The sequence below is a fragment of the Mesorhizobium monacense genome (assembly GCF_056781675.1).
Window position 1 is genome coordinate 5,555,337 of sequence record NZ_CM165567.1, and the last position, 12,229, is coordinate 5,567,565.

The 12,229-nt window shown below is 64.7% G+C and carries 8 protein-coding genes and 1 tRNA gene; 5 read left to right on the plus strand and 4 right to left on the minus strand.

The window, feature by feature from the left end; all coding sequences use genetic code 11:
- Positions 1 to 27: 27 nt before the first annotated feature.
- The 4 genes from AC1RUK_RS26540 to AC1RUK_RS26555 all read right to left on the minus strand — a co-directional run bounded on the left by AC1RUK_RS26540 (position 28) and on the right by AC1RUK_RS26555 (position 4,398).
- The gene (locus tag AC1RUK_RS26540) at positions 28 to 351 is read right to left on the minus strand and encodes a hypothetical protein (protein ID WP_481838271.1); all 324 of its coding nucleotides are present in this window, start codon (positions 349 to 351) and stop codon (positions 28 to 30) included.
- A 77-nt stretch (positions 352 to 428) separates the two neighbouring features.
- The gene (locus AC1RUK_RS26545; RefSeq protein ID WP_436170281.1) at positions 429 to 1,055 is read right to left on the minus strand and encodes a nucleoside triphosphate hydrolase; all 627 of its coding nucleotides are present in this window, start codon (positions 1,053 to 1,055) and stop codon (positions 429 to 431) included.
- A gap of 90 nt (positions 1,056 to 1,145) precedes the next feature.
- Positions 1,146 to 2,252: a hypothetical protein gene (locus AC1RUK_RS26550; protein ID WP_481838270.1), complete on the minus strand. Its 1,107-nt coding sequence runs from the start codon at positions 2,250 to 2,252 to the stop codon at positions 1,146 to 1,148.
- A gap of 328 nt (positions 2,253 to 2,580) precedes the next feature.
- A complete protein-coding gene (locus AC1RUK_RS26555; RefSeq protein ID WP_481838269.1) occupies positions 2,581 to 4,398 on the minus strand; it encodes a methyl-accepting chemotaxis protein in 1,818 nt (605 codons plus the stop codon).
- Between the two features lie 428 nt (positions 4,399 to 4,826).
- On the opposite strand from AC1RUK_RS26555, the gene AC1RUK_RS26560 reads away from it, so the two are divergent.
- The 5 genes from AC1RUK_RS26560 (at position 4,827) to AC1RUK_RS26580 (ending at position 12,077) form a co-directional block, all read left to right on the plus strand.
- A complete protein-coding gene (locus AC1RUK_RS26560) occupies positions 4,827 to 5,714 on the plus strand; it encodes a D-alanyl-D-alanine carboxypeptidase family protein (RefSeq protein ID WP_481838268.1) in 888 nt (295 codons plus the stop codon).
- A gap of 194 nt (positions 5,715 to 5,908) precedes the next feature.
- Positions 5,909 to 6,829: a DUF1003 domain-containing protein gene (locus AC1RUK_RS26565; protein ID WP_481838267.1), complete on the plus strand. Its 921-nt coding sequence runs from the start codon at positions 5,909 to 5,911 to the stop codon at positions 6,827 to 6,829.
- A 397-nt stretch (positions 6,830 to 7,226) separates the two neighbouring features.
- Positions 7,227 to 7,841 (plus strand): YfbM family protein, encoded by a 615-nt coding sequence (locus AC1RUK_RS26570; protein ID WP_481838266.1) that lies wholly within the window; start codon positions 7,227 to 7,229, stop codon positions 7,839 to 7,841.
- 227 nt (positions 7,842 to 8,068) lie between these two features.
- Positions 8,069 to 8,145, plus strand: a tRNA-Arg gene (locus tag AC1RUK_RS26575).
- Positions 8,146 to 8,702: 557 nt separating this feature from the next.
- Positions 8,703 to 12,077, plus strand: coding sequence for an adenylate/guanylate cyclase domain-containing protein (locus AC1RUK_RS26580; protein WP_481840135.1), 3,375 nt, complete (start codon positions 8,703 to 8,705; stop codon positions 12,075 to 12,077).
- Positions 12,078 to 12,229: the final 152 nt, after the last annotated feature.

The window sequence follows — 12,229 nt, forward strand, 5'->3', positions numbered from 1 at the left end:
CGCAAGGACGGGGGGAATTGACCGGGCCTATTTTGCCTTGGCTTTGGACCCGCCCCTGCCGACGACAGAGGCAGCAAACGACGCGACGCCTCGCGCGGTGGCGACGACCGCTCCGGCCGCAATGTTGGCTGCCGTGCGAACGGCGCCCTTCGAGGCGGTGCTTGCCGCCGGCTTCCTCGCCTTGGCCTTCGACGCGGCGCCCGGCATCACTTTCCTTGGCGCGGCCTTGCCGAAGGCAGGCTTGGCGTCCTTCGAACGCTCGGCGATTGCCGGGCCGGCACCGGCTTTTGCCTGCGTTGCCCTGGATTGAACTGACCTGCCCTTGGCGGGTTTTTGGGTCCTGGTTGCCATCGGATTTTCCCTGATCCAGCTAAATGCCGTGTCGGGCATAACGACCGGAAAGTCTTAAGGTTCCCCGACCAACAATGCTAAAATCCGGCATGATCGCCGATGACAAGATCGGCGGGCCGCCGCCGCGCCAGCACGCGGTCGATGTTGGGCATGTCGTTGGACGCGATCCAGGCGCGGGCGTCTTCATCGGAGCGGCCATGCCCGTGCCAGCGCACCAGCAGGCGGCGTTCGAGCTCGTCGCGCGGCACGTCGACGAAGATGGTGAAATCGAACAGCGGCGCCAGCCGCGACCATGGCTCTTCGTCGAGCAGGAGATAGTTGCCCTCGACCAGGATGAACTTGGTGCCGGCACCGACGATTGCCGCGGCGGCGCGCGACAGTTCCATGCTGCGGTCGAACACCGGGATGGCAATGTCGGGCTCGCCCGAGCGGATGCGTTTCAAAAGCGTTTCGAAGCCGGCAAAGTCGAAGGTTTCCGGCGCACCTTTCCTTGGCCGAAGGCCGCGCTGGTTGAGCACGATGTCGTCATAATGGAAACCGTCCATCGGCACGACTTCCGAAGACCCTTCCGGCAGCAGGTCATGCAGGGAGGCTGACAGCGTCGACTTGCCGGCGCCGGGAGGGCCGGCGATGGCGACGACGAAGCGCGATGCCTTGCCGGCACGCTTGAAGATGGTGGCGGCGAGATGGGCGATTTCGGACATGAGGCATTCCTGGCTGGATGTTCCGCAGGGTGATCGGCGCATCTTGGCGACAGTTGGTGGAAATTTCAAACGCGGGATTGGCGCCCGCCCTCAGGCCGGGACGGACCGGCCGATGCGCAGGAAGTCGCCGTCGAAGGCAACCTCCTTCGCCGCGCCGTCGGCGGCGAGGATGCGCATCCGGTCGCGCACGGTTTCGATGCCGCGTGGCGGCTCGCCGCCGGCCGTGGGGACGGCGCCGATGACATGGCGGAACGACACCGAGCGCCCTTCGGCAAGCGCGAAGGCTGTCGCCACGCCTTCGCGCTTCAGCCAGTTGTCGCCGAGCGAAGCGGCATGGCCGACGGCGGCGCGGCCGTCCTCGATGCCGAGCACGCCGCGGTGGCGGCCGTTCCACGGCGCGTAGTCGCGCCCGCCATTGCTGAACCACAGCATGGTGACCGGCAGTTCGACCGGGTTCTTCAGCACCAGCACCAGATCCTGCTCGGCACGCCGCGCCAGCGCCGTCCAGCCCGGCCCGCCATGGTCGGCCTCGACCAGAGTGAGGAAATCCTCGCGCAGCTGATCGTTGCGATAGTCGCCGAGATCCGCCGTGCCGCCATCGGCGGTCGGAAACCGCGACAGGTCGGCGGAACGCGCCGGATAGGCGAGCATGAAACGGCCGCGCGCCGGATCGGGCTCCAGCGGATCAGCGGGTGTGGCGGCGAAGCGCTTGGGCGAGAAGGCCAGCCTGCCGCCGTCCTTCATCGCCGTCATCGGATGATGGGCGACGGAAATGGCGCCGGCGCCGCCCGAGAAGACATGCTCCTGATAGAGGAAGGGGTGGCCGTCGCGCACGGTCAGGACCTTGTCGACTGCGGCACCCATGACCTTGCGGCGCAACCGGAAGGTGGCGCGCCAACCATCGGCGATGGCGCTGCTGTCGACGGCATCCCATTGACTGTTGGCCGGCCAGCCATGCAGCGGCGCCTCCTCGACGTCGCTGCGCGAAAACGGCGCACAGAGGAAATCGCCTGACAGGCGCAACGTGCCCTCGGGCAGGTTTTCAGCCAGCGTTTCGCGCGGCGCGCCGACCCAGGGCGCCCGGTGCAGCGGCTGCAGCCGGCGCCCGTCGATGTCGACCGCCATGTCGGCAAGGTGACCGACCATGAGATCGAGCGAGACCGAAATGCCCTTTGCGCCGATTGTGAGCGTGTCCATGTCCACCTGCCGATTCTGCCCGGTGTGAGCAAAGCCCGCTCGGGGTTGATTGCGCAAGCGTGAGGGCAGGCATTTTGCATCAGGCGAGGCCAGAGGTGCCAATTGTCGAAGTCGGCGCTGCCCCTCATTGCCCTGCCGGGCATTTCTCCCCGTTTACGGGGAGAAAGAAGCCGGCATCGGCTGCAGCGCCCTTTCTGCAATGCTGGTGATTGGCGAAATCCTGGGCGAAAGCACCCCTCTCCCCGTCACTATGCGGGGAGAGGATGCCGGCCGGCAGGTGAGGGGCGGCGCCGACGCCCAGTCATCGCCAATGCCACAGCAACCAAGTCTACTGCCGCTTGTACTCCCGCACCGGCGACTTGGTGCCATCGGTGTAGGTGACCTGCACCGACATCGACTTCACGCTGTCGGCGACCTTGAAATAAGGCTGGTAGTCGTAGGGGATGGCGTAAGGGTCCTTCTTGTCGCAAGGCGGCATCTTGATCTCCTTGTCGAGCGCGGCGCCATTCAGGCCGTATTGCACCTGTTTGATGGCGCAGCGGAACGACAGCATCTGGGAGAAGTAGACCAGGCCGTGGTTGCCGCTGGCGTCGAAGGCAATCCACGACGTCCAGAACTGGTCGAGGATCTGCTTCGCGCCTTGTTGAAGGGCGGCGTCGGGATCGAAACTTATGTCGAACGGGCCGGTCTCGCGTCCGCGCAGATCGAGATATTTGATCCCGATGGTGGTGGCGGCGGTGCTGTCGGGCAGTTCGAAGCTCGGATTGGGCATCGGCTTGCCGGTCCGCTGGTCGTTCATCGCCATGAAACCGGTGTCGGTGAACGGGCCGCTGTTGCCCAGGCGCCAGGAAATGGCGGTTGCCGGCTCGGGCAGCGAGATGGTCATCGACCAGCCCTGGTTCGATCGCATCGGCGTCAGCGTCGGCGCGAACAGCGCAGGATCGAGCACGTCGCCAAGGGCTGCCAGCCGGCTGCGGCTGCGGTCCAGCCAGTCGGCAAGTTCTCTCTGGTCGACGAAATATTTGAGCAGCCCGCCATCCTTCTCGTAGGCGACGAATTTTGTCAGCGCCTGGGCCTCGCTGCGCTTGTCGGACAGCGACTGGCTGCCAAGGCGGTCCTCCGAAGACTCCTGCGCCAAAAGGAAATAGGCCGGCGCGAAGTCGGGATGGGCGGCGATGAAGGCGTTGAGCTTGTCGAGGCGCTGGACATCGTCGAACTGCATGAGATGGACCAGCTTGATCGACAGCGCCTTGCCCTTGTCGGAGAGCGCGCCAAACACCTCGCGGGCGCCGGCCTTGCCATCCTGCACCCGAAGCAGCGTGGCAAAGCGGGTGTAGGGGTCGACGGCGTCGACATCGAAGCCGGCGAAGGCGAAGTAGGAGCGCCGTGCATTGAGCATGTCGCCCGACAGTTCGTAGACGCGGGCATTGTGGTAATACTCGTCGGGACGCTTGGGATCGGCAATCGCGCCGCCCTGCGCGGCAAGGGCGGCAAAGCCCTTGGCGATGGTGTCGATGGAAGCGGCGATCTGCTCGGTCGTCGCCTGCAGCTTTTCGGCCTGCGCCACCTGCTGCTGCTGGCCGGCGGCCAGCGTGTCGGTGGTCTGCTTGACCGCTTCGACGGTCTTTTGCGTTTCCGCGCCCTGCGCGGTCTGCTGCTGCTGGTTGGAAGCAATCTCCTCGGTCTTTTTCGCCACGGTGTCCGTCGACTGCTTGACGGCTTCGACCGTCTTCTGCGTCTGCGTGACGGTCTGCTCGATCTTGGCCACCTTCTCGGCGACGATGCCCATCGACTGCTGCAGCTCGGCGATGGCCGGCACCAGGCTGGCAATCACCCCGTTCTGCGAATTGGTCTGCTGTTGAAGGCCGTAGACGCCGCCGGCGACCGCCGCCGCACTGGTGGCAAAAATCAGCGCCGGCACGGCCTTGGCAGCCAGCACCAGCTTGAGCACGACGGCAATCGCGATGATGACCGCCGTGACCGCGGCGACCAGCGCAATATAGGCGGCAAACGGCGCCAGCGGATTGAGCACGTCGGAAACGGCGCCACTGACGAACGCGACGCTGCCGGCCCACTTGCCGGTGCGGCCCAGCGATGCCTTGATAAGAGACGGCGCCTTGGCGCCGAGTTCCATTCCACTCGTCATAAAAACCCCCAAGCCAATGCCGCGCGCATAATAGCAGCGCGACCCCGAAGACCAAACAGGACAGGAAGCAGGCGTTTTCGGGGCGGGGGGACGTGGGAGGCTGTGGGCGCGGCAGAGGGAACCCTGCAGGGGCCGGCGCTGCCCCTCATTGCCCTACCGGGCATTTCTCCCCGTATAGTGACGGGGAGAAAGGGGCTGGCCGCGGCGCTGGCGGGTTCTTGCAACGCTGGTGATTGGCGAAACCGTCGATGACAGCGTCCCTCGCCCCGTTTACGGGGAGAGGATGCCGGCAGGCAGGTGAGGGGCGGCGCCAGCCTCTGAAACCTGGGCAAATGCGTCATTGCAGGTGTTAACCAAATGGACGCGGCAGGCGCGTTACGTTAGCTTCGCCGCATCTCAGCAACAGCGCGTTCAGAACAGTCCAGCCCTTGTCCGACCAGCGTCCCTTCCCGCTCATCCAGAAATTGATGGCCGTGTTTGCCCTGCTGGCGCTTGTCGCCGGCTGCACCACGGCGCCGCCTGACACAGTGCTGGCGGTGCCGGCGGCGCCGCAAAAATATGCGACGATCGTCGTCGACGCCAGGACCGGCAAGCAGCTTTTCGAGGTGAATTCGGGCGCGCAGCGCTATCCGGCCTCGCTGACCAAGATGATGACGCTGTATCTTTTGTTCGAGGCGCTGGAGAGCGGTCGCCTGGCCAAGGACACGCCGATCCCGGTCTCGGGCAATGCCGCCAGGCAGCCGCCGACCAAACTGCGCTTCCGGCGCGGCGAGACGATCGACGTCGATTCGGCGATCCGCGCCATCGTCGTCAAATCGGCCAATGACGTGGCGGTGGCGGTCGGTGAATATCTCGGCGGCTCAGAGGCGCAGTTCGCCGCCATGATGACGGCCAAGGCGCGCCAGCTCGGCATGGCGAGCACCGTGTTCCGCAACGCGTCGGGCCTGCCCGACGGCGGCCAGGTGACGACGGCGCGCGACATGGCGGTGCTGGGCATGGCGCTGCGCAACCGCTTCCCGCAGCATTTCCACTATTTCTCCGAAAGCGACTTCATGTTCCGCGGACGGCTGGTCCGCGGCCACAACGACATGCTCGGCCGGGTGCGCGGCGTCGACGGCATCAAGACCGGCTATATCAGGGCCTCCGGCTTCAACATCGTGACCTCCTACAGTGCCGACGGCCGGCAGCTGATCGTGGTGGTGATGGGCGCCGACAGCGCGCGCCAGCGCAACGACCATGTCGAGGCGCTGATCCAGCGCAGCCTGTCGCCGACGATCGCCGATGCGAAGACGCGGCTGATGTTCGTGCAGCAGTAGCGGCGAGCTTCGCACCTGCCGGCACATTCGGCACGCAGGCGCCCTTCTCGCGCGATCGTGAACGCACCGCCGCGGCTACGCGGCTTCTCCCACTCGACCGCAAAAGCCGGACGTGGGATGCGAAATCCGCCCGAACGGTGGATATGCCCCGCCGCCTTGGCCTCTCGCCCAGCGTGACAGCAGGAGCCCGCAGCATGAGCACCGCCCCCAAGACGCCCGAGAAGGCGCCAGAGAACGACAGCGGCGGCGAATATTTCGAGGCGCCGACCGTCGGCGACGCCGATCAAAGTTCGGACGAGCAGCTCGAAACGCCAGACGTGCCGGACTCGGAACCGGCCCTGCCCGGACGGGCAAAGCCGAAGAAGAAGCCGTCGGCGATATCCGGCAGAAGATTCCGCAAGCGCGACCTGGTGCGCATCGACGATTTGCGGCCGAGCCTGGCCGACCGGATCCGCGCCGATCACCCGGACCTGCCGACCGGCGCTCGCATCAGCCGCGAGGAGCTCGGCCGCTACCGGATGCGCTACATGGAGGAGCTTCTGCAGCAGGAGCACGGCGAATTCTCCGAGCTGGACCGGCAGGTGGTGGAGAGCATCGCCAGGCAGGACACGATTTCCGAAAACAGCGAAGAGGAGTTCGAGGAGCACAGGTCATTCGCCGACCGCGTCTCCGACAATATGGCTGCATTCGGCGGCAGCTGGTGGTTCCTGATCTCGTTCGCCAGCGTGCTGCTGGTGTGGATCGGCATCAATCTGCTCGAGGGCGCGGTAAGCGCCTTCGACCCCTACCCCTTCATCCTGTTGAACCTTCTGCTCTCCTGCATTGCCGCCATCCAGGCGCCGATCATCATGATGAGCCAGAAGCGGCAGGAAGCAAAAGACCGCCTGCGCTCGTTCAACGACTACCGGGTCAATTTGAAGGCCGAGCTGGAAGTGCGGCACCTGCACGAGAAGCTCGACTATCTGATCTCGCGCCAGTGGACGCGGCTGGCCGAAATGCAGCAGATGCAGCTCGATGCGATGCACGAGCTGACCGGCGCGAAGAAGCCGAAGCGGGCGCCGCGCGACGTGCGGAGGCGGGCTGTGAAGAGCGAGGTGGAGGGCGGCGCGAGCTAGCTCAATCATGTTTGTAGGCGCCGACAACCCACCCAGCGCAACGTCCAGATGCTGATCCACTGCAGCCTTACACCGATGGCGGCGGACGCGAAGACGAAGCTGCGGAGCAGTCGTGAGGGCCGCTTGCTCCGTTGCGGGCGGAACCGGCGGGCTCGTGATCGGTTGCCCGGTGACGGCAATTATGCTATAAATCTATGCATGGTGCTGATTTGCGCCAGCGACCCGCCGCCGAGGCGGGTTTTTCGTTTCAGGCTTGCAGGCCTTCGCGACTACCACCGCACGCATCCGAGACCCGCCAAGCCATTACGACTGATTGCTCCGAAAACCGGCTCGGATTGCCCTATGGCAGGCAGTGGTTCGCGCCAATAGAATGGCGCTTCGTTGAAGGGGGCGGCAGATGGGCCTGACGTGTAGCTTGCATCGTGCGTCAGAGGCTGAGATCAGGCGATTGCTTGCGGAGCCAGATGCGATGGCCGGCTTCCTTTACCCTGAAGACGGCTCGACGCTGCGGGTGAGAAAGGTCTGGCCGAGAGGGGTGCTCGGCTGGCTATTGCGTCTGACGCCAATCACGATCGAAGAAGTGGTTCCCGACTCCAACGGCGGCGCGGCGATCCAGCCGCCCGATCCGGATCGGAGTATCGACATCGACCGGGGCTGGCATGGCCTGCACTTTCTCTTCACCGGCACCGCCGACGAAGGCGACGAGCCCGCCTGCTACTTCGTGCGGGGTGGCCAGGATCTCGACGATGAGGGCCACGCGCGAGCGCTACGACCCGATCAGGTTCGCCGCTTCGCGGTGTATCTCGATACGCTCACACCTGCCGAGCTCGCCCGCCGTTACGATCCTGCGCGGATGACGGAGCTCGATATCTACCCCGGTGTGATCTGGAACCGACCTTTCGCCCCAGACGGATCACCCCTCGGCTGGCTGACTGGCTGTTACGCCGAAGTGCAGCAATTCGTGAAGAAGGTGGCGGCTTCTGGTGAGGGGCTCATCATCAACATTTCGTAGCGTGGTTCGCGCAAGCTGCTCCGGTTGGAAGCGGGGTCAATTCAGACCGCAGCACGATATCACGCCGAGCGTAGATTTGGCGCACCGACTGGATTCGAACCTGTGACCACTGCGCGAGGAGGCAGCGCACCTCCAATTGCCCGTTGAAGCCCGCCGCCGCTTCCGCTAAGAAGCCGTGGCTGGCCGGTTCACCGGCTGGTTCGTTTTCAAGATCGCCGATCCTGAAGGCACCCGTAGCTCAGCTGGATAGAGCGCTGCCCTCCGAAGGCAGAGGTCACAGGTTCGAATCCTGTCGGGTGCGCCATCAAATATCTGAATTTGTTAGTCTATTACCCGGCACTGTGACGAACCTTTTTCGGCTGCGGCCCTTGGGGTAACACCTGGGTAACAGCAAAAGCCGCGCTCCGGCAGTAATGCCTTGTAATTTCCACGTCGGGTTCCACAATTCCAACGTGAAACACTCGCCACCACAGTGCGGGCCTGGGTCTTAGAATTGGGTCAGGTTCGAGCTGAATTCCTAGGTCTCATTAAACGCCTTGAGACCGTCGCAGGTAACCAACAGGGCGTGGGAAGCAGGTCGCGTAAGGCTCTTGGGCACTGAGAACAACGGTCCGGAGATTAGTTTCGGTGTCCGCTTCCTTGGAAGCTGCCCGGAGCTATGTCCACTTGCGGCGCATTGCCGCCCGGCAGCATTGGGCCGGCAGCGGACTGGCGGCCTTTAGCGTCACGTAGCAATTAGCGGACCTTCAAGCCGATAGGGCCAAGTCTTAGATTGGCCCGAACCGGTCATTCAAACCCGGTCCTAGACAGGCTCTCTTCCCTGGTGGATCATGCGTGGGTAGGCAAGCCAGGGGCGCCGCCATGGACGTCGGAGGTTGGCTGCGGAGGCTTGGCCTCGAACAGTATGAGGCCTCCTTCCGCGAGAATAAGATCGACGACACGGTCCTGCCGAGGTTGACGGCCGAGGACTTGAAGGATCTTGGTGTCGGATTTGTCGGAGATCGTCGTAAGCTGCTCGACGCCATCGCAGCCTTGCGCGCTCAAGTAGGCGCACCAACACCGCTGTTATCCGATGCGCCTCTGGCAATCGACAACGCCGCGAAGGACCCCGCCGAGCGCCGCCAGGTCACCGTGATGTTCTCGGACCTTGTCGGCTCGACAGCACTCTCCGCGCGAATGGACCCTGAGGATTTGCGTGAGGTGATTGCGGCCTATCAGAAGTGCGTTGCCGAGGCCGTGCGTCGCTTCGGCGGGTTTGTGGCTAAATACATGGGCGACGGCGTGCTGGTGTATTTTGGCTATCCGAAGGCGCATGAGGACGACGCAGAGCGAGCCGTGCGCGCGGGGCTGGCGGTCGTTGATTCGATCGCAAGGCTCGCGACCCCGGCACAAGCGGCGCTGGCGATACGTGTCGGCATCGCAACGGGGCTGGTGGTGGTGGGCGATCTCATCGGCGAAGGAGCGGCGCAGGAGGAAGCGGTGGTCGGCGAGTCGCCGAACCTAGCGGCGCGGTTGCAAGCATTGGCGGCGCCCGGCCAGATCGTGATCCCGCTCGCCACACGCCGACTGCTCGGCGGGCTGTTCGAGCTCGTAGACCTGGGTCTGCACGACCTGAAAGGGTTCGACGCCCCGATCCGCGCCTGGCGCGTGCTTCGCGAGAGTGCCGCCGAGACCCGGTTCGAAGCGCGCGCGACGAGCGGCCTCGCCCCAACAGTTGGGCGCGAGCACGAGTTTGCTCTGCTCGCGGAGCTCTGGAGCAAGGCCGCGTCCGGCGAGGGGCAGGTGGTCCTGCTCTCCGGCGAGCCCGGCATCGGCAAGTCGCACCTGATTCAGGCGCTCCGCGAGCGCCTGCGGGACCGACCGCATATCCGCATCCGCTGCCAGTGCTCGCCGTTCCACGCAAATAGCGCCCTTCGCCCGTCGATTATCCAGCTCACCCGCGCGGCTGGCTTCCATCCAGACGATTCGCCGAGCGTAAAACTCGACAAGCTAGAGAGCCTCTTGGCGCGGTCCACAGACAAGGTCCGGGACGTCGCCCCTTTGTTGGCGGCGTTTCTGTCGCTCCCGGTAGGCAGTCGCTACGCACCCCTGAACCTCAGCCCTCAGCGCCAGAAGGAGCTGACCCTCGAGGCTCTGGTCCGGCAGCTTATTGGCCTAGCGGACCACCAGCCCGTGCTGATGGTTTTCGAGGATATCCACTGGATTGATCCAACTTCGCTAGAGCTTCTCGACCGATTGGTCCAGCAGATCCCCCGCCTTGCAGTATTGGCGATCTTCAGTTTCCGCCCTGAGTTCAAGCCGCGGTGGATCGGCCACCCGCGGGTCACCTCGCTCACGCTGAACCGCTTAAGCCGCCGGCAGGGCGCGACCCTGGTGGAGCGGTTGACCGGGGGCAAGGCGCTGCCGGGCGGGTTGCTCGAGCTGATGGTGGCCAAGACAGACGGCGTGCCCCTGTTCCTCGAGGAGGTGACCAAGGCCGTAATTGAATCTGACGTGCTGACCGATGAAGGCGACCGCTACGCACTCTCGGGCCCGCTGCCACCGTTGGCGATCCCTGCAACCCTGCAGGATTCTCTGCTGGCGCGGCTCGATCGGCTAATGACGCCAGCGCGGGAGGTCGCGCAGATTGGCGCCGCCATCGGCCGCGAATTCTCTTATGAGCTGCTGGCGGCGGTCGCGCAGCGCGAGGAACGGGAACTGCAGGGCGCCCTCGACCAACTAATCAGCGCCGAACTCGTGATCGCGCGCGGTCGGCCGCCGCACGGGACGTGCATCTTCAAGCACGCATTGGTGGGAGATGCCGCGTATGCCACCTTGCTGCGTAGTCGCCGCCAGCAGCTGCATACCCGGATCGCCCACGCGCTCGAGCAGCATTTCGGCGAGGTCGTCGAACACGAGCCCGAGATCGTGGCTCAGCACTATACGGCTGCAGGCCTCCCTCTTCAGGCCATCAGCTATTGGCAGCGCGCGGGAGAGAGCGCCAACGACCGTTCGGCCAACGATGAGGCCCAGAGCCATCTGCAGAAAGCGCTGAACTTAATCGAAACGCTCCCCGCGGGCCCGGAGCGCCAGCGGCGCGAGCTCGCAGCGCTAACGGTGCTGGGCCGCGTGCTCACCGCCAAGAATGGCTACGCAAATGCCGAGGTCGAGCCGGTCTATTCTCGCGCGCGCCGCCTTTGCGAGGTGATGCCAGAAGATGCGGATGTCTTCCCGGTTCTGCTCGGCCTGGCCATCTACTCGGCCACGCGCGCCGAACTCACGTCGGCGCACGAGCTGAGTGGACGGCTTCTCGACCTTGCCCTGCAGAGTAACGATCCCGTGCGGGTGGTCGAGGCCCATTATGCTCGGGGAATCAGCTTTTCTTGGCGCGGCGACTTCAGGGAGGCACGGAAACATTTAGAGCTGGCCTCCGAAGCGTATCGCCCGCAGCGACATCGAGCTCATCTCGCCCTCTACGGCCAGGACCCCGGACCGATTTGCCTATGTCGTGGGTCAGCGGTGCTTTGGCACCTCGGCTACCCCGACCAGGCGCTGACCCGGATGGAAGACGCCCTTGTCTTGGCCGAGCGATTGGCGCACCCCTTCAGCCGCGCTTATGTGCTGATATGGGCAGCGTGGTTACGACTATTCCGACGCGAGGTGGCCGAAGCCGAGGAGCGGATCGACCGTGCGCTCACTTTCGCGACCGAGCAGGCGTATCCCTTCTGGGTTGCCATGGCCGCCCAGCAGAAGGGATGGCTCTCGGCGAAGCAGGGCCAGAAGGAGCGAGCGATCGCCCAAATTGAGGATGGCCTGGCCCGGATGCAGGCCGTCGGAACGCAAGTGACGCAGGCGTACACGATGGGATTCCTCGGGGAGGTGCTCGGGAGTGTCAATCGCGCGTCGGACGGCGTGCGCCTGATCGATCGGGCTCTCGACCAGGTGAACCGGACCCGCGAGCTGTGGTGCGATGCCGAATTGCTGCGGCTCCGAGGTGCTATATTGGCTGCCGCGGAACCAAGCGATTGCCACGAGGCTGAAATCTCGTTCCGCCAAGCGATCGAACGGTCTCGTGAGCAAGGTGCCAAATCCTGGGAGCTCCGCGCCGCCACATCGCTTGCGCGCCTTTTGGCCGAACAGGGCAAGCGCGCCGAGGCGCACGACCTGCTCGCGCCTACCTACGGCTGGTTCACCGAGGGCTTCGACACGCTCGATTTGAAAGAGGCTAAGGCCTTGCTCGACAAACTGGGGGGATGACGCACATGCTAGCCATGCAATGTCCGGTCCTGGCGCGACCACGACCTCCAGCGTGGTCAACCGCAATGTCTGCTTCCAGTCGGAGGCAAAGTTCGCCTTTATGGCCGACATGTGGCGCGAAGCTTACTTTCGCGAAGGTCAACATCTGGCCC